This window comes from Pantoea sp. AG1095, from assembly GCF_003208415.1.
GTDB lineage: Bacteria > Pseudomonadota > Gammaproteobacteria > Enterobacterales > Enterobacteriaceae > Pantoea > Pantoea leporis.
The window spans coordinates 14,197-33,368 of record NZ_QKMJ01000015.1 but is presented as its reverse complement, the minus strand read 5'-3'; the positions used below and the strand labels follow the sequence as shown (position 1 = coordinate 33,368).

17 protein-coding genes are annotated in these 19,172 nt (G+C 56.1%); 14 read left to right on the top strand and 3 right to left on the bottom strand.

Features of this window, described 5'->3' with window-relative positions; translation table 11 throughout:
- Window positions 1–140 precede the first annotated feature (140 nt).
- The 7 genes from lepA to acpS all read left to right on the top strand — a co-directional run bounded on the left by lepA (window position 141) and on the right by acpS (window position 6,589).
- Entirely contained in the window at window positions 141–1,940 is a 1,800-nt protein-coding gene (gene lepA, locus DEU53_RS21245; RefSeq protein WP_101763458.1) for a translation elongation factor 4, read from the top strand.
- A gap of 9 nt (window positions 1,941–1,949) precedes the next feature.
- Entirely contained in the window at window positions 1,950–2,921 is a 972-nt protein-coding gene (gene lepB / locus DEU53_RS21240) for a signal peptidase I (RefSeq protein ID WP_101763459.1), read from the top strand.
- 118 nt (window positions 2,922–3,039) lie between these two features.
- On the top strand, window positions 3,040–3,720 hold the full coding sequence (gene rnc, locus DEU53_RS21235; RefSeq protein ID WP_036620136.1) for a ribonuclease III: 681 nt from the start codon (window positions 3,040–3,042) through the stop codon (window positions 3,718–3,720).
- Between the two features lie 49 nt (window positions 3,721–3,769).
- On the top strand, window positions 3,770–4,675 hold the full coding sequence (gene era, locus DEU53_RS21230; protein ID WP_008101512.1) for a GTPase Era: 906 nt from the start codon (window positions 3,770–3,772) through the stop codon (window positions 4,673–4,675).
- Window positions 4,676–4,678: 3 nt separating this feature from the next.
- Entirely contained in the window at window positions 4,679–5,407 is a 729-nt protein-coding gene (gene recO, locus DEU53_RS21225) for a DNA repair protein RecO (protein WP_008101510.1), read from the top strand.
- Window positions 5,408–5,477: 70 nt separating this feature from the next.
- Complete coding sequence (gene pdxJ / locus DEU53_RS21220) at window positions 5,478–6,209, top strand: pyridoxine 5'-phosphate synthase (RefSeq protein WP_007886179.1); 732 nt, start codon at window positions 5,478–5,480, stop codon at window positions 6,207–6,209.
- The gene (acpS, locus tag DEU53_RS21215) at window positions 6,209–6,589 is read left to right on the top strand and encodes a holo-ACP synthase (RefSeq protein WP_101763460.1); all 381 of its coding nucleotides are present in this window, start codon (window positions 6,209–6,211) and stop codon (window positions 6,587–6,589) included. The genes pdxJ and acpS overlap by 1 nt, the downstream gene beginning before the upstream one ends.
- Here the strand turns inward: acpS and DEU53_RS21210 are convergent.
- Entirely contained in the window at window positions 6,586–6,834 is a 249-nt protein-coding gene (locus DEU53_RS21210) for a YfhL family 4Fe-4S dicluster ferredoxin (protein WP_101763461.1), read from the bottom strand. The genes acpS and DEU53_RS21210 overlap by 4 nt on opposite strands.
- Window positions 6,835–6,889: 55 nt before the next feature.
- The gene (locus DEU53_RS21205) at window positions 6,890–7,729 is read right to left on the bottom strand and encodes a MurR/RpiR family transcriptional regulator (protein WP_101763462.1); all 840 of its coding nucleotides are present in this window, start codon (window positions 7,727–7,729) and stop codon (window positions 6,890–6,892) included.
- A gap of 167 nt (window positions 7,730–7,896) precedes the next feature.
- Between DEU53_RS21205 and yfhb the strand changes: the two genes are divergently transcribed.
- Together yfhb and tadA are read left to right on the top strand one after the other, a co-directional pair.
- Entirely contained in the window at window positions 7,897–8,535 is a 639-nt protein-coding gene (gene yfhb / locus DEU53_RS21200) for a phosphatidylglycerophosphatase C (protein ID WP_110868277.1), read from the top strand.
- 64 nt (window positions 8,536–8,599) lie between these two features.
- On the top strand, window positions 8,600–9,094 hold the full coding sequence (tadA, locus tag DEU53_RS21195) for a tRNA adenosine(34) deaminase TadA (protein WP_110868276.1): 495 nt from the start codon (window positions 8,600–8,602) through the stop codon (window positions 9,092–9,094).
- Here the strand turns inward: tadA and mltF are convergent.
- A complete protein-coding gene (gene mltF, locus DEU53_RS21190) occupies window positions 9,091–10,548 on the bottom strand; it encodes a membrane-bound lytic murein transglycosylase MltF (RefSeq protein ID WP_110868275.1) in 1,458 nt (485 codons plus the stop codon). The two genes, tadA and mltF, sit on opposite strands and share 4 nt — an antisense overlap.
- A gap of 270 nt (window positions 10,549–10,818) precedes the next feature.
- Between mltF and purL the strand changes: the two genes are divergently transcribed.
- The 5 genes from purL (at window position 10,819) to glnB (ending at window position 19,171) form a co-directional block, all read left to right on the top strand.
- Window positions 10,819–14,709 (top strand): phosphoribosylformylglycinamidine synthase, encoded by a 3,891-nt coding sequence (gene purL, locus DEU53_RS21185; RefSeq protein ID WP_110868274.1) that lies wholly within the window; start codon window positions 10,819–10,821, stop codon window positions 14,707–14,709.
- Window positions 14,710–15,320: 611 nt separating this feature from the next.
- Window positions 15,321–16,748 (top strand): HAMP domain-containing sensor histidine kinase, encoded by a 1,428-nt coding sequence (locus tag DEU53_RS21180; protein WP_101763467.1) that lies wholly within the window; start codon window positions 15,321–15,323, stop codon window positions 16,746–16,748.
- A gap of 3 nt (window positions 16,749–16,751) precedes the next feature.
- The gene (gene qseG / locus DEU53_RS21175) at window positions 16,752–17,423 is read left to right on the top strand and encodes a two-component system QseEF-associated lipoprotein QseG (RefSeq protein WP_110868273.1); all 672 of its coding nucleotides are present in this window, start codon (window positions 16,752–16,754) and stop codon (window positions 17,421–17,423) included.
- 2 nt (window positions 17,424–17,425) lie between these two features.
- Window positions 17,426–18,757, top strand: coding sequence for a two-component system response regulator GlrR (gene glrR / locus DEU53_RS21170; protein ID WP_101763469.1), 1,332 nt, complete (start codon window positions 17,426–17,428; stop codon window positions 18,755–18,757).
- Window positions 18,758–18,832: 75 nt separating this feature from the next.
- On the top strand, window positions 18,833–19,171 hold the full coding sequence (glnB, locus tag DEU53_RS21165; protein ID WP_007886217.1) for a nitrogen regulatory protein P-II: 339 nt from the start codon (window positions 18,833–18,835) through the stop codon (window positions 19,169–19,171).
- Window position 19,172: the final 1 nt, after the last annotated feature.

Below are 19,172 nucleotides of genomic sequence, written 5' to 3'. Positions count from 1 at the left end.
CATTCTTTAACGCGCGGCGTTAACAGTGTAATATGCGTCGTCATTAATGAGGCCGACAGGGTTCCGGGTTAAGCTCACTTTCCTGAATGTGTTCGTGCTCAAGTTTCCCACTGATTTTCTACGTGAAGATATTCATATAAATGAAGCACATACGAAATTTCTCCATCATCGCTCACATTGACCACGGCAAATCAACGCTCTCTGACCGTTTGATTCAAATTTGTGGTGGCCTGAGCGATCGTGAGATGGCGGCGCAGGTTCTGGATTCCATGGATCTGGAACGCGAGCGCGGCATTACCATCAAAGCGCAGAGCGTAACGCTCGATTACAAAGCGCAGGACGGTGAAACTTACCAGCTCAATTTTATCGATACTCCTGGTCACGTTGACTTCTCGTATGAAGTTTCCCGCTCGCTGGCGGCGTGTGAAGGAGCATTGCTGGTGGTCGATGCAGGGCAGGGCGTTGAAGCTCAGACGCTGGCAAACTGCTACACCGCAATGGAAATGGATCTGGAAGTGGTACCGGTACTGAACAAAATCGACCTGCCTGCCGCCGATCCAGAACGTGTAGCGGAAGAGATTGAAGATATCGTCGGCATTGACGCCACCGATGCGGTGCGTTGCTCGGCGAAAACCGGCGTCGGCGTACCCGACGTGCTGGAACGTCTGGTGCGTGACATCCCGCCGCCAGAAGGCGATCCGGAAGGTCCGCTGCAGGCGCTGATCATCGATTCCTGGTTCGATAACTACCTTGGCGTGGTATCGCTGATTCGTATTAAGAACGGCACGCTGCGTAAAGGTGACAAAGTTAAAGTCATGAGCTCCGGTCAAAGCTACAACGCTGACCGTCTCGGCATCTTCACGCCGAAGCGTGTTGATCGCAACGAGCTGAACTGCGGTGAAGTAGGCTGGCTGGTGTGTGCGATTAAAGACATCCTCGGCGCACCGGTGGGCGATACGCTAACCTTGCAGCGCAATCCGGCGGAGAAAGTGTTGCCTGGCTTCAAGAAAGTGAAGCCACAGGTTTACGCCGGTCTGTTCCCAATCAGTTCTGACGACTATGAAGCGTTCCGTGATGCGCTGGGCAAATTGAGCCTGAACGATGCGTCACTGTTCTACGAGCCAGAGAGCTCAACGGCGCTGGGCTTCGGTTTCCGCATCGGCTTCCTTGGTCTGCTGCACATGGAGATCATTCAGGAACGTCTGGAGCGTGAATACGATCTGGATCTGATCACCACTGCACCAACCGTAGTGTATGAAGTGGAAACCACCGACGGTGAAACTATCTATGTTGATAGCCCGTCGAAGCTGCCACCGCTGAATAATATTGCCGAGCTGCGTGAGCCGATTGCTGAGTGTCACATGCTGCTGCCGCAGGAGTTCCTCGGCAACGTCATAACGCTGTGTATCGAAAAACGTGGCGTGCAAACCAACATGGTTTACCACGGCAAGCAGGTTGCGCTGACGTATGAGATTCCGATGGCGGAAGTGGTTCTTGACTTCTTCGACCGTCTGAAATCAACCTCGCGCGGTTATGCTTCGCTGGATTACAACTTCAAACGTTTCCAGACCTCTGACATGGTGCGTGTCGACGTGATGATTAACTCAGAACGTGTTGATGCGCTGGCGCTGATTACTCACCGTGATAACTCACAATATCGTGGCCGCGACCTGGTGGAGAAGATGAAAGATCTGATCCCACGTCAGCAGTTCGATATTGCGATTCAGGCGGCAATCGGCAACCACATTATCGCTCGCTCAACGGTAAAACAGCTGCGTAAAAACGTCCTGGCGAAATGCTATGGCGGTGACGTGAGCCGTAAGAAGAAACTGTTGCAGAAGCAGAAAGACGGTAAGAAGCGAATGAAGCAGGTCGGCAACGTTGAGCTGCCGCAGGAAGCATTCCTTGCCATTCTGCATGTCGGTAAAGACAGCAAATAAGGATTTTTAATGGCTAACATGTTCGCCCTGGTTTTAGTGATCGCAACGCTGATCACTGGCGTTATCTGGTGTATCGATCGCTTTAAATGGGCACCGGCGCGTCGTGCGAAGCAGGCTGCCGCGCAAGCGCAGGCCGGCAACGCACTCGACAGTAAAACGCTGGCGAAAGTAGCCGCGCAGCCGGGTTGGGTTGAAACCACCGCATCGGTGTTCCCGGTGCTGGCGGTGGTGTTGATCGTGCGTTCGTTTATTTTTGAGCCGTTCCAGATTCCCTCGGGTTCAATGATGCCAACGCTGCTGATTGGCGACTTCATCCTCGTGGAGAAGTTTGCTTACGGTATTAAAGATCCGATTACCCAAACCACACTGATCCCAACTGGCCATCCGCAGCGCGGTGATGTCGCGGTATTCAAATACCCGAAAGATCCCAGCGTGGACTACATCAAGCGCGTGATTGGCTTGCCGGGCGATAAAGTGGTGTTTGATCCTTACAGCAAAACCCTGACCATCAATCCGGGTTGCAGCAGCGGCAGTTGCGACACGGCGCTGCCGGTGACTTACACTAACGTTGAGCCAAGCAACTTCATTCAAACCTTCAGCGGCTTTGATGGCAATGAAACCGGCAACGGCTTCTTCCAGGCGCCGCAGGGCGAAACCATGAAGGGCGGCCTGCGTCTCGGCACCCGCAAAGAGACATTGGGCAACGTAACGCACGATATCTTGCTGGTAAACGAAGCGCAAAGTCAGGCAAGCATGTATTATCAGCAGCCGGGCCAGCCGCAATCGACCTGGATTGTGCCGCAAGGGCAATATTTCATGATGGGTGATAACCGCGATAACAGCGCCGACAGCCGCTACTGGGGCTTTGTGCCCGAGAAGAATCTGGTCGGCAAAGCGGTGGCCATCTGGATGAGCTTCGAGAAACAAGAAGGACAGTGGCCGACCGGCGTGCGCTTTAGCCGCATTGGTGGGATTCACTAATTAGCTTCAAAAAAGGTTGGCCTCTCTTTCGGGAGGCCAGTGCACACGAAACAGACCAGGTTGGAACCTCAGCCCTGTTTCGTATGCAGTGATAGGCGCACAGAACAACTGGAATAGCATGAACCCCATCGTCATTAACAAGCTGCAGCGCAAACTGGGCTACACTTTTACTCATCCGGATTTATTGCAGCAGGCACTGACCCATCGTAGCGCCAGTAGCAAACACAATGAACGTCTTGAATTTCTTGGCGATTCTATTCTCAGCTACGTGATTGCCAATGCGCTCTATCACCGCTTCCCGCGTGTGGACGAAGGCGACATGAGCCGTATGCGTGCCACGCTGGTGCGCGGCAATACGCTGGCAGAGATGGCGCGAGAGTTCGACCTTGGTGAATGTTTACGCCTCGGTCCGGGCGAGCTGAAAAGCGGCGGTTTCCGTCGTGAATCGATCCTCGCGGATACCGTTGAAGCCTTAATTGGCGGCATCTTCCTCGATAGCAGCATTCAAACCGTCGAAAAGTTAATTCTCGACTGGTATCACTCACGACTGGAACAGATCAGTCCGGGCGATAAGCAAAAAGATCCGAAAACGCGCCTGCAGGAGTATTTGCAGGGACGTCATCTGCCGCTGCCGTCGTATTTGGTGGTGCAGGTGCGTGGCGAAGCCCACGATCAGGAATTCACCATTCACTGTCAGGTGAGTGGCATGGCAGAACCGGTGGTGGGCATTGGCTCCAGCCGCCGTAAAGCCGAGCAAGCAGCCGCCGAACAGGCGTTAATTAAGCTTGGCCTCGAATAAATAGTCACATTGCAGCGTCGAAAGCGGCGCTGCCCAAGTCAGGACTCGAATGAGCGAACTCGAAACATATAGCGGCTTTGTCGCGATTGTAGGCCGACCAAACGTCGGTAAATCCACTTTGCTGAACCAGTTGCTGGGGCAGAAAGTGTCGATCACGTCGCGCAAGCCGCAAACCACGCGTCACCGTATTATGGGCATCCACACCGAAGGCGCTTATCAGGCGATCTACGTGGATACGCCAGGGCTGCACATGGAAGAGAAACGGGCGATCAACCGCCTGATGAACCGTGCCGCCAGCAGCTCCATTGGTGACGTTGAGCTGGTGATCTTTGTGGTTGAAGGCACGCGCTGGACACCAGACGACGAGATGGTGCTCAACAAGCTGCGTGATAACAAAGTTCCGGTGGTATTGGCGATCAATAAAGTCGACAACATCCAGGACAAGAGCATTCTGTTACCGCATCTGCAGTTCCTTAGCCAGCAGATGAACTTCCTTGAAATCGTTCCTATCTCAGCGGAAAGCGGCAAAAATGTCGACGCGATTGCGGCGATTGCGCGTAAATGCCTGCCAAAATCTGAGCATCATTTCCCGGAAGATTATGTCACCGACCGCTCGCAGCGCTTTATGGCGTCTGAGATCATCCGTGAAAAGTTAATGCGCTTCCTGGGTGCAGAACTGCCTTACTCCGTTACCGTCGAAATTGAGCAGTTTGTTTCGAACGATCGCGGCGGCTACGACATCAATGGCCTGATCCTTGTTGAGCGTGAAGGCCAGAAGAAAATGGTCATCGGCAATAAAGGCGCCAAGATCAAAACCATAGGCATTGAATCGCGTAAAGATATGGAAGAGATGTTTGAAGCGAAAGTGCATCTCGAACTGTGGGTTAAAGTGAAATCGGGCTGGGCGGACGATGAACGTGCGCTGCGCAGCTTAGGTTACTCTGACGAAGGTTAAGTAATGGAAGGCTGGCAACGCGCCTTTGTGCTGCATAGTCGCCCTTACAGCGAAACCAGCCTACTCCTCGATCTGTTCAGCGAAAGCGAAGGGCGCGTCCGCGTCCTTGCCAAAGGCGCCCGCTCGCGCCGCTCCCAACTAAAAGGTGCACTGCAACCCTTTACGCCACTGCTGGTGCGCTGGGGTGGACGCGGTGATGTCAAAACGCTGCGCAATGCCGAAGCCGTTTCGCTGGCATTGCCGCTCAGCGGCATTACGCTCTATTGCGGGCTCTACGTCAACGAGCTGCTGTCGCGCGTGCTGGAGCAGCAAATTCCCTTCTCTGATATGTTCTTTGATTACCTGAATTGCATCCAAACGCTGGCGGCAGGCAACGGCTCGCCTGAACCGGCGCTGCGCCGCTTTGAGCTGGCGCTGCTCGGGCATCTCGGTTACGGCGTGGATTTTCTGCACTGTGCCGGCAGCGGCGAAGAGGTGGCCGATGGCATGACCTACAGCTACCGGGAAGAGAAGGGTTTTATCGCCAGTTTGGTGGTCAATCAACGCAGCTTTACCGGCCGCCAGCTGCGTGCGTTATGGGAGCGCGAATTTCCCGATGCTGATACCCTGCGCGCCGCCAAACGCTTTACGCGTATGGCGCTTAAACCCTATCTTGGCGGCAAGCCGCTGAAGAGTCAGGAACTGTTTCGCCAGTTTGTGCCAAAAAAGAAACCCGATGTGGCAAACGACTAGCGCTGGTCGTACCGCCTGATATATTCAGCGCGGTACACTGCAAACACACTGAACACATTTAAGGATTGTCATGGCTGAGTTGCTGTTAGGCGTCAACATTGACCACATTGCCACCGTACGTAACGCACGTGGTACAAACTATCCCGATCCGGTGCAGGCCGCGTTTGTTGCTGAGCAGGCCGGCGCTGACGGCATTACCGTGCATCTGCGTGAAGATCGCCGTCACATCACCGATCGCGATGTACGCATTTTGCGTGACACCATCCAGACGCGCATGAATCTGGAGATGGCGGTAACGGACGAGATGATCGACATTGCCTGTGAAATCAAGCCGCACTTCGTTTGTCTGGTGCCGGAAAAGCGTCAGGAAGTGACCACCGAAGGCGGGCTGGATGTGGCGGGTCAGCAGGATAAAATCAATGCTGCGGTGCGCCTGTTAAGCGACGCCGGCATTCTGGTGTCACTGTTTATCGATGCCGATCACCGCCAGATTGAAGCGGCGGTTGCCAGCGGCGCGCCTTATATCGAAATTCACACCGGTGCCTATGCCGAAGCGCCCGAAGGTCTCGCGCGCCAGGCTGAGCTGTCGCGCATCCGCAAAGCCGCGACTTTCGCCGCCAGCCTGGGCCTGAAAGTCAATGCCGGCCACGGTTTGACTTACCACAATGTGCAGCCGATTGCTGAATTGCCGGAAATGCACGAGCTGAATATTGGCCATGCGATTATTGGTCGCGCGCTGTTCAGCGGTTTGGCCGATGCGGTCAGCGAAATGAAGCAGCTGATGCGGGAAGCGCGTCGCTAATGGCGATTCTCGGGCTCGGCAGCGATATCGTAGAGATCGAGCGCATTGCTGGCGTCATTGAGCGCTCCGGCGACCGTCTGGCGCGTCGCGTATTAAGCGAAGCCGAGTGGCAGCAATATCAGGCGCACCAGCAACCGGTGCGCTTTTTGGCTAAGCGTTTTGCGGTGAAAGAGGCGGCAGCGAAAGCGTTTGGCACCGGCATTCGCGGTGGCCTGGCCTTCAATCAGTTCGAAGTGTACAACGATGCGCTGGGCAAACCGGGATTACGTTTCTTTGAGCAGGCCAGGGTGATCGCCAGCCAGCTCGGCGTGAAGCATGTGCATGTGACGTTAGCGGATGAACGCCATTACGCCTGCGCAACGGTGATTATCGAGAACTAAGGGTGCAACACCACGAACTTCTCCCACAGCGCCTCGCGGCTTTCCGGGTGCTGTGGATCGGTAATGATGGTGTTATCAATCGGACAGACGCTTTGGCAGGTCGGCACATCGTAATGGCCCACGCACTCGGTGCAGCGGTCGACATCAATTTCATAGATCGCGTCACCTAAGCTGATTGCCTGGTTTGGGCATTCAGGTTCGCACATATCGCAATTGATGCATTTGGTGGTGATGAGCAAGGCCATAGCAGAAGTCCAATAACAGCAGGAAAGGCGCGGGTATTATACGCGCCTGATCTCATCAGACCAGCTTTTTCACCAACGCTTCGCTGTGGCGAATGTGGCTGGAGGCGCGTTCAGGATCGTTTTGTACCAGCGCCATAAACAGCAGATCGGTCAACGCCAGCTGCGCGCTGGTCGACGAGATCGCCGCACTGCGCGTGCTCTGCTCTTCCGCCACGGTGTAGAGGCAAACCGTGGCGCACTGCTGCAGAGCATTCGGCGTAAAGCCGGTAAAGGCCAGCACATCGGCACCGACCTGCGCCGCTTCCTGCGCCGCCAGATTGATTTCGCGACGTTCGCCAGTATAGGAAATCGCCAGCAGCACATCGCCCGGCGCCATCGCTTGCACGCTGGCGAGCAAAGCGTGCATATCCTGCTCCGCCACCGCATTGATGCCGATCTTCATCAGCTTCCACGAAAAATCTTTCGCCACTAAACCGGACGCGCCGATGCCAACCAGCAAAATACGATTGGCATTTTTCAGCAGCTGCAAGGTTTGCAGCAGCTTCTCTTCGCTATTGATGTCCAGCGTGGCGCGGATCGCCGAGATCTTTTCGGTCAGCAGCTTTTCGCCGACCACTTTCAGCGGATCGTCGCTGAGAATATGGTTATGCACTGTAATCGCATCGCGATCGGCCATCGATTCGCTCAGCGCCAGCTTCAGCGCTGGAAACCCTTTGTAGCCCAGCTTCTGGGCAAACTTCACCACGCTGGACTGGCTAACGCCCGATTCCTCAGCGAGTTTTTGTGAACTGAGATGCCGTGCACGATCCGGCTGCGACAGCAAAAAATCCGCCAGCCGGCGCTCATTTAGCGCCAGTCGAGGGTAGAGCTGACGAATGCGCAGCAATGAACTCATGGTTCGATCCTTAATTCCTTTATCCGCAAACAGCGCGTAAACGCGAAGAATAAACTATTCAAATGGCATTGTAGTCACTGGAATTAAAAATAGCAGCTTTCGCCCTGAACGCCGAAGCTGGCTACACTGTAGTGCAGAAACCACGAAGGATAGAGAAGGAGTGCTGTTTGACAAAGGGTACACAACGACGCGTGGTGTTTTTCGATCTCGATGGCACGCTGCATCAGCAAGACATGTTTGGCACCTTTATGCGCTATCTGCTGCGACGCCAGCCGATCAATCTGCTGCTGGTTGTGCCGCTGTTACCGGTGATTGGTCTTGGCATGCTGATCAAAGGGCGCGCCGCACGCTGGCCAATGAGTTTATTGCTGTGGGCGATTACCTTTGGCCACAGCGAAAAACGTCTGCGCCAGCGTGAGGCGGAATTCGCTGAGTGGTTCCGCCAGCGTGTTACTGCGTTTCCGGTGGTGCAGCAGCGACTCACCGACTATCTCAGCAGCAGCGATGCCGATGTCTGGCTAATTACCGGTTCGCCGCAGTCGCTGGTAGAGCAAGTCTATTTCGACTCGGCCTTCCTGCCGCGCGTACAGCTGATTGCCAGCCAGATGAAACCGGGCCGCGGCGGACGTTTGCTGTCGATGCGCTGCCTCGGCCATGAAAAGGTGGCACAGCTGGAGGAGAAAATCGGCACGCCGCTGCAACTGTATAGCGGCTACAGCGACAGCAAACAGGACAACCCGCTGCTGTTCTTCTGTCAGCACCGCTGGCGCGTCACGACGCGCGGTGAGCTGCAACAACTGGAATAACGCTTCGATTCCGGCAGCAGCATCGCTATAATGCGCCGCCTTTATTGCCCGCAGGAGTTGCCCGGTGAACCCACAAACTGATGAATATTGGATGCGTTATGCGCTGGAACTGGCGAAGCGTGCGTGGGAGCAGGGCGAAGTGCCGGTTGGTGCGGTGCTGGTGCAGCGCGACAAGGTGATTGGCGAAGGCTGGAACCGGCCGATTGGCCAGCACGATCCTACCGCACATGCCGAGATCATGGCGCTGCGTCAGGGCGGCAAAGTACTGGAAAACTATCGTCTGCTGGATACCACGCTGTATGTCACGCTGGAACCCTGCGTGATGTGCGCCGGTGCGATGGTGCACGGCCGCATCACGCGGCTGGTGTACGGCGCTAAAGATGAGAAAACCGGCGCGGCCGGTTCACTGCTGGATGTGATTGGTCATCCCGGCATGAATCATCAAATTCAGATTGATTGCGGTGTGCTGGCGGAAGAGTGTGCCGGGATGCTGAGTGACTTTTTCCGCATGCGTCGCGAACAGAAGAGGGCGCTGCGTCAGGCGCAGCGCACCGGTTAATTCATCGCAATTTTCGGTTCGACCGCCGGGTAACCGGCGCCTAACTCCGCTTCCAGTGCCGACTGCTGCGCTAAACGCTTCTCCTGTTCCTGCAAATATCCCACCAAACTGATCTGATATTTACGGATATTCTCCACGTAGTTATAAGCTTCGTGGCCGCGCGCGTAGCCGTAGGTGGTTTGCGTGTAATAGCGCTTCTGGCTCAACATCGGCAAACGCAGCTTCACGTCGGCCCAGCTGTCGGGATTGCCGCCCTGTTTCGCCGTCAGCTTGCGTACGTCCAGCATGTGCGCATAGCCCATGTTATATGCCGCCAGCGCGAACCAGATACGTTCATCTTCAGGAATCGTTTCCGGGACTTTCTCCATCATGCGCTTGAGATATTCGCTGCCGCCGCGAATGCTCTGTTCGGGATCGAGGCGATCGTTGACGTCAAGGCTGTCGGCGGTATTACGCGTCAACATCATCATGCCGCGCACGCCGGTTGGCGATGTGGCCTGCGGATTCCAGTGCGACTCCTGATAAGAGATCGCCGCCAGTAAACGCCAATCCATGCTGGCGGAATATTTCTCAAACAGCGGTTTGATATCCGGCAGCGTGTTATCAATGGCGCGCAGGAAGGTGCGGGTATCAACGTAATCGAAGGTGCCAACGTGGCCGAGATACTTCTCTTCCAGCCGCGCCATCGTGCCTTCCTCGCCCATCTGGCTGTAGAAGTCGAGCATCGCCGCACTCAGGCTGTCGTCTTCGTTACGCGGTAAATACCAGGTGACCGGCTCTTCGTCGGTCACATCAAACGCCACCGCCAGCTGCGGATGAATGCGCTGCAGCAGGCCGATGGTGACCGAATCGCCCACCGTGTAATCGAGTTTGCCGTCAGCAACCGCTTCAAGCAGCGCTTTCTGGCCCTGATCGGTGGAGATCGCCCAGTCGAGATCGGGATAGCTGTCAGCTTTGGCGGAACGTAAAGTTGACAGATATGCCGAACCGGACTGCACAATCAGACGGCCTTTGAGATCGCCGAGATTCTTCGGGCGAGGCTTATCAATGCGGTACACCAGCTGCTGCGACACCGAATAGTAGCTCGGGCCACTTTGGTAGTGCGCGAGGCGCTCGCTGTTGTAGATCAAGCCGGCCGCCAGCAAATCCGCTTTACCGTCATCGAGGTCGTCAAACAGATCGCCGAGATTAGGACGCACCTCAACTTCCAGTTTCACGCCAAGGTAATCGGCGAAGCGCTTCGCCAGCTCGTAATCCATACCGGCTGGTGCATTGTTAATGGTGTAGTAAGTCAGCGGAGAGTTAACGGTACTGATGCGCAGCACTCCGCGTGATTTGATCTGTGATAGCGCGTCTGTTCCGCCCCCGTACCACGGGATTGAAGGCCACAATGCTAGCGCAAGTAGCACGGTGATCAGACCGATAAACAGATAGTTTATTTTTAGGCGTTTCAAATAGTTGTCTCGTAATGGCTCACAGGCCTCTGTCTTTTAAAGGCAGTATTTATGTTGTTTTAACTCCCAGAGCGAGGGGCATTTTGCGCAACAAAAAGGGGCAGGGCAACTTTTATAGCAAGAATTGTGCAAAATTCAGCCAAACGCCAGGTGCCAGAATTTATGCGCAAACGGTTTCGTAACCCGAGCTGTTTCTCTATAATACCGCCCGTTTTCCCCTGTTGCGCCCAATGAAGCGTCGCCCGGCACTTCAAAGACGAGAGATCTTTAATGATGGAAATTCTGCGTGGTTCGCCCGCTCTGTCGGCATTTCGTGTAAACAAACTGCTGACCCGCTTTCAGGACGCTCACCTTCCGGTGAGTGATATTTACGCCGAGTACGTCCATTTTGCCGATGTTAGTGCACCGCTCAGCGCGGACGAGCAAGCCCGCCTGCAACGCCTGCTGAAATACGGTCCTTCTCTCGCCGAACATGCGCCTCAAGGGCGTCTGTTGCTGGTAACGCCGCGTCCCGGCACCATTTCACCGTGGTCATCGAAAGCCACCGACATCGCCCATAATTGCGATCTGCCACAGGTATTGCGTCTTGAGCGCGGTATGGCCTTCTATGTGCAGGCACCTGAGCTGACGGAAGCACAGTGGCAGCAGCTGGCGAGCCTGTTGCATGACCGCATGATGGAAACGGTGTTCGCTGATCTCAACGATGCGCAGCAGCTGTTTGCTCACCATCAGCCGCAGCCGCTGAAAAGCGTTGACGTGCTGGGCGCAGGCCGCAGCGCGCTGGAGCAGGCCAACATCACGCTGGGCCTGGCGCTGGCTGATGATGAGATCGATTACCTGCTTGATGCCTTTACTAAGCTGGGCCGCAATCCAAACGACATCGAGCTCTACATGTTTGCGCAGGCAAACTCCGAGCACTGTCGTCACAAGATCTTCAATGCCGACTGGATTATCGACGGCGAAAAGCAGCCGAAGTCGCTGTTTAAAATGATCAAGAACACCTTTGAACACAATCCTGAGCACGTGCTGTCTGCCTATAAAGACAACGCTGCGGTAATGGAAGGTTCTGAGGTTGGCCGCTTCTACGCCGATGCGCAGAAGGGCGAATATGAGTTCCATCAGGAAGCCGCACATATCCTGATGAAGGTCGAAACCCATAACCACCCAACCGCCATTTCACCGTGGCCGGGTGCCGCGACCGGTTCTGGTGGCGAAATCCGTGATGAAGGCGCAACCGGACGTGGCGCGAAGCCAAAAGCCGGTCTGGTCGGTTTTTCGGTATCGAACCTGCGTATTCCAGGCTTTGAACAGCCGTGGGAAGAGGATTTCGGTAAGCCGGATCGCATCGTCACTGCGCTGGATATCATGACCGAAGGTCCATTGGGCGGCGCGGCGTTCAACAACGAATTTGGTCGTCCAGCCCTCAACGGCTACTTCCGTACCTATGAAGAGCGCGTTAACAGCCACAATGGCGTGGAGCTGCGCGGCTATCACAAGCCCATCATGCTAGCGGGCGGCATCGGTAACATCCGTGCCGATCACGTGCAGAAAGGCGAGATCGTGGTCGGCGCCAAGCTGATCGTGCTGGGTGGCCCGGCTATGAACATCGGTCTGGGTGGTGGCGCGGCATCGTCAATGGCATCAGGCCAATCGGATGCCGATCTCGACTTTGCGTCAGTACAGCGCGACAACCCAGAGATGGAACGTCGTTGCCAGGAAGTGATCGACCGCTGCTGGCAGCTGGGCGAAGCCAACCCGATTCTGTTCATCCACGACGTCGGCGCGGGCGGCCTTTCGAACGCCATGCCAGAGCTGGTGAGCGACGGTAATCGTGGCGGTAACTTCAACCTGCGCGACATCCTCAGCGATGAGCCAGGCATGAGTCCGCTGGAAGTATGGTGTAACGAGTCGCAGGAACGTTATGTGCTGGCGGTCGCGCCGGAGAAACTGGCGCTGTTTGACGAGCTGTGTCAGCGTGAACGCGCGCCTTATGCGGTCATCGGTGAAGCCACCGAAGAGCTGCATCTGAACCTCGCCGACAGCCATTTCGACAACAAGCCAATCGACATGCCTCTCGACGTACTGCTGGGCAAAACACCGAAGATGACGCGTGATGTTGCCAGCCAGCAGGCCAACGGCGAAGCGCTGCAGCGTGACGGGATTAGCGTAGCGGATGCGGTGAATCGCGTGCTGCACCTGCCGACCGTGGCGGAAAAAACCTTCCTGATCACCATTGGTGACCGCAGCGTAACCGGCATGGTGGCGCGCGATCAGATGGTAGGACCGTGGCAGATTCCGGTCGCGAACTGCGCCGTCACCACCGCCAGCCTCGATAGCTATCACGGTGAAGCATTCTCGCTTGGTGAACGTGCACCCGTCGCATTGCTCGACTTCGCGGCTTCAGGTCGCCTCGCCGTCGGTGAAGCGCTGACCAACATCGCCGCAACCTCCATTGGTTCGCTGCAACGCGTTAAGCTCTCTGCGAACTGGATGGCCGCCGCCGGTCATCCAGGCGAAGACGCGGGCTTGTACGCGGCGGTTAAAGCGGTCGGCGAAGAGTTGTGTCCCGCGCTGGGTATCACCATTCCGGTGGGCAAAGACTCGATGTCGATGAAAACCCGCTGGCAGCAAGGTACTGAGCAGCGCGAAATGACCTCGCCGCTGTCGCTGGTGATCACCGCCTTTGCGCGCGTGGAAGATGTGCGTCGCACCGTGACGCCGCAGTTGCAGGCGGATCAAGACAACCTGCTGCTGCTGGTGGATCTCGGCAACGGCGCGAACACCCTTGGCGCGACTGCGCTGTCGCAGGTTTATCGTCAGCTGGGCGATAAGCCTGCCGACGTGCGTGATGCTACGCAGCTGGCGGGCTTCTTCAACGCCATTCAGGCGCTGGTGGCCGAGCAGAAACTGCTGGCTTACCACGACCGTTCTGACGGCGGCCTGCTGGTCACGCTGGCGGAGATGGCCTTCACCGGTCACTGCGGTATCGAAGCCGATATCGCCGCGCTGGGCAGCGATGCGTTAGCCGCATTGTTCACCGAAGAGCTGGGCGCGGTGCTGCAGATCAACGCAGCGGATCGTGCAGCCGTCGAGAAGGTGTTCGCTGACCACGGTCTGAGCGCTAACCTGCACGTGATTGGTAAAGCCCTGCCAGGCGATCGCTTCGTGATCCGCTCTGGCGACAGCGCGGTGTACAGCGAAAGCCGTAGCACGCTGCGTACCTGGTGGGCAGAAACCACCTGGCAGATGCAGCGTCTGCGTGATAACCCAGCCTGTGCCGATCAGGAGCATGAAGCGAAGAAAGACGATAACGACCCAGGTCTGAACGTCCATCTGACCTTCAAACCAGAAGAAGATGTTGCGGCACCGATGATTGCGACGGGCGCACGTCCGCGTGTGGCAGTGCTGCGTGAGCAGGGCGTTAACTCACACGTAGAGATGGCCGCCGCCTTCCATCGTGCGGGCTTTACTGCAGTTGACGTACATATGAGCGATCTGCTGGCGGGCCGTCGCGGTCTGGAAGAGTTCCAGGCGCTGGTCGCCTGCGGTGGCTTCTCGTACGGTGACGTGCTGGGCGCGGGTGAAGGCTGGGCGAAATCCATTCTGTTCAATGGTCGCGTGCGTGATGAGTTCGAAAATTTCTTCCATCGCCCACAGACGCTGGCACTTGGCGTGTGTAACGGTTGTCAGATGATGTCGAACCTGCGCGAGCTGATTCCAGGAAGCGAGCTGTGGCCACGCTTTGTGCGCAACCAGTCCGAGCGTTTCGAAGCGCGTTTCAGCCTGGTTGAAGTAGCGGCGAGCCCATCGCTGCTGCTGGATGGCATGGTCGGATCGCATATGCCAATCGCGGTATCGCACGGTGAAGGTTTTGTCGAAGTGCGTGACGGCGCGCATCTGGCACAGCTGGAGAGCAAAGGTTTGGTGGCGCTGCGCTTCGTCGATAACTTCGGCAAAGTGACAGAAAGCTATCCGGCTAACCCGAACGGATCGCCTAACGGCATCACTGCGGTAACCAACGAGAGCGGACGCGTCACCATTATGATGCCGCACCCAGAGCGTGTGTTCCGTACCGTGAGCAACTCCTGGCATCCGGCAGAGTGGGGCGAAGACAGCCCGTGGATGCGTATCTTCCGCAACGCGCGTAAGCAGTTGGGATAAGCAAAACAAAGGCCGCTAAATAGCGGCCTTTTTTATTCTGCGCGTTTTGCAGGTCCACCATTCATGGCGACCTTACTGAAATCCGCATAATCTCTAAACTGTCGGAAAATAACGACAATCCCGCCAATACGTTGTCGTCAAAAGGTGACATTTAACCCATTGATTTATATAGCCAGTAAATTACCACCACAAACACGTTGCTAATCAGCGACACTTTTCACAGACCGTCCGGTCCGCTTTTCTCTGGGAGAGCGCTTCATCTAAGGCATTTCTCTGATAATAAACGCTATTTATTTATTGGCACGATACTTGCTATAATCTCTACGTGGCTCATTCACCTGTTTATGATTGCCCCGCTTCAGCGGCTGAGCTCATAAAAACCGAATGACGCACCAAACGGAGCCTGTCGTCCACCTCACCGATAATCGTTTGCTTTGCAACGTTATCAAACATCGGGCGCAACGTTGAGTTAGGCTCCACCTATTTTGCAAGCGATGCTGCGGCGTCGCTCTCACGGCAGGCCAAAAGGCCTGCCGTTTTCATATCTGGCCTTTCTTCCGTTTTGATACTTCGCTAGCATGCCTGCAGCTCACATTTAAGGAAGCGCGGTTGTGATGAAATGGCGTCTGTTTCCCCGATCCCTGCGGCAGTTAGTGTTAATGGCTTTCCTGCTGGTACTGCTACCGTTACTGGTGCTGGCATGGCAAGCGTGGGAAAGTCTTTCGGCGTTAAGCAACCAGGCGGCGGATACCAACCGCAATACCTTTACCGATGTGCGTCGCAGCGAAGCGATGGCGCGTACCGCGCTGGAGCTGGAGCGCAGCTACCGCCAATATTGCGTGCTCGGCGATGCGTCGCTGGCGAAGCTGTATCAAACGCAGTGGACGCGCTACGGCCAAATGCTCAGCAGTCACGCTGCCAGTTTGCCCGATCTGCCTTCCTTCAAAGTGCTGCAAACCACCTTGCCTTCGCTGCAGCAACTGCAGTGCGATAACGGCAATCCTGAGGCGCAAGCCGCCAGTGCGCTGGAGCGTTTTTCCGATACCAACACGCAAATGGTGCAGGCAACGCGTGAAGTGGTATTTTCGCGCGGCTTACAGCTGCAGCGTGAAATCGCCGATCGCGGTCAGTTTTTTGGCTGGCAGGCGCTGATTCTGTTCCTGATTAGCCTGGTGCTGGTTTTGCTGTTCACGGGGATGATCATCGGTCCGGTGAAGCGGGTTGAACGCATGATCAATCGATTGGGCGAAGGTAAGGCGCTGGGCGATAGCGGCAGTTTCCGTGGTCCGCGTGAGATCCGTTCGTTGGGGCAGCGCATCGTCTGGCTGAGTGAGCGGTTAAGCTGGCTGGAAGAGCAGCGCCACGAATTTTTGCGCCACCTGTCGCATGAGCTGAAAACGCCGCTTGCCAGTCTGCGTGAAGGCACTGAACTGCTGGCCGATCAGGTCGCTGGACCACTGAATGCCGAGCAGCAGGAAGTGGTGGCGATTCTCGATACCAGCAGCCGTCATTTACAGCGGCTAATTGAGCAGTTGCTCGATTACAACCGCAAGCTGGCCGATGGACCGATGGCGCTGAAGCCCGTGGCGCTAAATGAGATCATTGATTCGGTGGTAAAAGTGCACTCCTTGCCAGCCAATGCACGTGAAATGACCACCCACGTTGATCTGCAAGTGCATCATTGTCTGGCGGAAGCGACGCTGCTGCAGCGGGTGATCGACAACCTCTATTCGAACGCCGTGAACTACGGCAGTGAATCCGGTAACATCTGGCTGCAGAGCCAGCAGAAGGGCAACCAGGTGTGGATTGAGGTGGCAAACACCGGCACACCGATTCCGGCTGAAGAGCAGGCGATGATTTTTGAGCCCTTTTATCAGGGCAGCCAACAGCGCAAAGGGCCGGTTAAAGGCAGCGGGCTGGGCTTAAGCATCGCCAAAGATTGTCTGCGCAGGATGCACGGCGATCTGCAGTTGGTAACGCGCAAGGATGCGGATGTCTGTTTTCGTATCATTCTGACGACCAGCGCCGGGAATGCCTGATTAATGAAATTAACCCTATTCAAACTTGTGGCCAGTGCAGTGCTGGTTTTCGGCCTCAGCGCCTGCCAGGCACCGTCACAAGATCGTACGCAGCATAATGGCGTTAGCGTGCCTGAACCGGAGGTACGCCTGCCGGATTATCTGGCGACCGATTGCCAAAACGTGTGGCAAATCGAAACGCCAGCCGCCGCAGGCAATCCGCTCTATTGGCAGCGCGCAATGGATTGCGCCGAGCGCTTATCGCCGGCCGAAGCGCGTGCAGAAGCGCGTCGTTGGCCGGTGCAAGGCTGGGCGCGCGCCTTCAAGCAGGGCATCTTGCTCGCGAACGGTAACGTCACGCCAGTTGAGCGCCGTGATTTCGTCACTACCTTAGACGGTTACAGCGCGGCTTATCCGACGTCGGTGCGTCCGCTGCTCCAGCTGTGGCGCAGCAATCAGGCGGCCCAACTGGAGCTGAGCGAAGCGCGTGGACGCTACGCCGCTTTGCAGCAGAGCAATGACGCGGAGATGGATAACCTGCGCCAGCAGCAAACCAAAATGCGTCAGTCGCTGGCCGATACCCAACGCAAGTTAGAGCGTTTAACCGACATTGAACGCCAGCTGTCGTCGCGTAAAGCGCCTGATAGCAGCGACACATCGCACGGCGGCAGCGATGTGCAAAGTGAGGATCAATAACCATGAAACAAGCCGCACGTTTATTGCTGGTGGATGATGATCCGGGCTTATTGAAACTGCTCGGCATGCGTCTGAGCAGCGAAGGCTATCAGGTGGCGACGGCCGCCAGCGGGCCGGAAGCCCTGCGCCATCTGCAGAAAGAGAAGGTCGACTTGGTGATCAGCGACCTGCGCATGGACGAAATGGATGGTCTGGCGCTGTTCGGCGAAGTGCAGAAACGTCATGCGGGCTTGCCGGTGATCATTCTCACCGCGCACGGTTCGATCCCGGAAGCGGTATCCGCCACGCAACAAGGCGTGTTCAGCTTTCTGACCAAACCGGTCGATCGTGATGCCTTATATAAAGCGATAGATGAAGCGCTGGCTCAACGCGCGCCGATCAGCGATGACGGCTGGCGCGAAGCGATTGTGACGCGCAATCCGCAGATGCTGCGCTTGCTGGAGCAGTCGCACATGGTGGCACAATCTGACGTCAGCGTGCTGATTAATGGGCAAAGCGGCACCGGTAAAGAAGTGCTGGCGCAGGCGATTCACGCCGCCAGCCCGCGCGCCACCAAGCCGTTCATCGCCATCAACTGTGGTGCGCTGCCGGAACAACTTTTAGAGTCCGAACTGTTTGGCCACGCTAAAGGCGCCTTTACCGGCGCGGTCAGCGCACGTGAAGGTCTGTTCCAGGCGGCGGAAGGCGGCACGCTGTTTCTTGATGAGATTGGCGACATGCCTCAGGCGCTGCAGGTGAAACTGCTGCGTGTGCTGCAGGAGCGCAAAGTGCGGCCGTTAGGCAGCAACCGCGATCTGGATATCAACGTGCGGATTATTTCCGCGACGCACCGCGATTTGCCCAAAGCGATGGAGAAGAAGAGTTTCCGCGAAGATCTCTACTATCGTCTTAACGTGGTGAATCTGAAAATTCCCGCGCTGCACGAGCGCGCTGAAGATATCCCGCTGCTGGCGAATCATCTGCTGCGCCAATCCGCCGATCGCCATAAACCTTTCGTGCGTAGCTTTTCGGTTGATGCGATGAAGCGGCTGGTCAGCGCCGCCTGGCCGGGCAATGTACGTCAGCTGGTCAACGTGATTGAACAGTGCGTTGCCTTGAGTACCGCGCCGGTCATCGGTGATGCCCTGGTTGAACAGGCGCTGGCGGGGGAAAATACCGCGCTGCCGACTTTCGTCGAAGCACGTAATCAATTTGAGCTGAACTATCTGCGTAAACTGCTGCAGATGACCAAAGGAAATGTCACCAACGCTGCGCGTCTGGCTGGACGTAACCGCACTGAATTCTATAAGCTGCTGTCGCGACATGAATTGGACGCCAGCGAATTTAAAGAGTAGCTTGCTGCGGCAGCGTCAGGAACAATTATACTAACGGTATCCGTCCATCATGGAGGGAGTAAAAAAGGATCTGTCATGAAAAAGATCGATGCAATTATCAAACCATTCAAACTCGATGATGTACGTGAAGCCTTAGCTGAAGTGGGCATCACCGGGATGACCGTCAGTGAAGTGAAAGGCTTTGGTCGTCAGAAAGGTCACACTGAGCTGTATCGCGGCGCTGAGTACATGGTCGATTTTCTGCCAAAAGTGAAAATCGAAATGGTGGTAGGTGACGATATCGTCGATACCTGCGTAGAAACCATTATGAAAACCGCGCAGACCGGCAAAATCGGCGACGGCAAAATCTTTGTCTTTGACGTGGCGCGCGTAGTGCGTATCCGTACCGGTGAAGAGGACGAAGAGGCGATTTAAG

Excerpts from the sequence above, each read along its gene's own strand:
- qseG (WP_110868273.1), top strand. The coding sequence starts at position 16,752 with ATGAAATTAACCCTATTCAAACTTGTGGCCAGTGCAGTGCTGGTTTTC.
- recO (WP_008101510.1), top strand. The coding sequence starts at position 4,679 with ATGGAAGGCTGGCAACGCGCCTTTGTGCTGCATAGTCGCCCTTACAGC.
- purL (WP_110868274.1), top strand. The coding sequence starts at position 10,819 with ATGATGGAAATTCTGCGTGGTTCGCCCGCTCTGTCGGCATTTCGTGTA.
- era (WP_008101512.1), top strand. The coding sequence starts at position 3,770 with ATGAGCGAACTCGAAACATATAGCGGCTTTGTCGCGATTGTAGGCCGA.
- glrR (WP_101763469.1), top strand. The coding sequence starts at position 17,426 with ATGAAACAAGCCGCACGTTTATTGCTGGTGGATGATGATCCGGGCTTA.
- acpS (WP_101763460.1), top strand. The coding sequence starts at position 6,209 with ATGGCGATTCTCGGGCTCGGCAGCGATATCGTAGAGATCGAGCGCATT.
- glnB (WP_007886217.1), top strand. The coding sequence starts at position 18,833 with ATGAAAAAGATCGATGCAATTATCAAACCATTCAAACTCGATGATGTA.
- DEU53_RS21210 (WP_101763461.1), bottom strand. The coding sequence starts at position 6,834 with ATGGCCTTGCTCATCACCACCAAATGCATCAATTGCGATATGTGCGAA.
- rnc (WP_036620136.1), top strand. The coding sequence starts at position 3,040 with ATGAACCCCATCGTCATTAACAAGCTGCAGCGCAAACTGGGCTACACT.
- pdxJ (WP_007886179.1), top strand. The coding sequence starts at position 5,478 with ATGGCTGAGTTGCTGTTAGGCGTCAACATTGACCACATTGCCACCGTA.
- DEU53_RS21205 (WP_101763462.1), bottom strand. The coding sequence starts at position 7,729 with ATGAGTTCATTGCTGCGCATTCGTCAGCTCTACCCTCGACTGGCGCTA.
- lepB (WP_101763459.1), top strand. The coding sequence starts at position 1,950 with ATGGCTAACATGTTCGCCCTGGTTTTAGTGATCGCAACGCTGATCACT.
- lepA (WP_101763458.1), top strand. The coding sequence starts at position 141 with ATGAAGCACATACGAAATTTCTCCATCATCGCTCACATTGACCACGGC.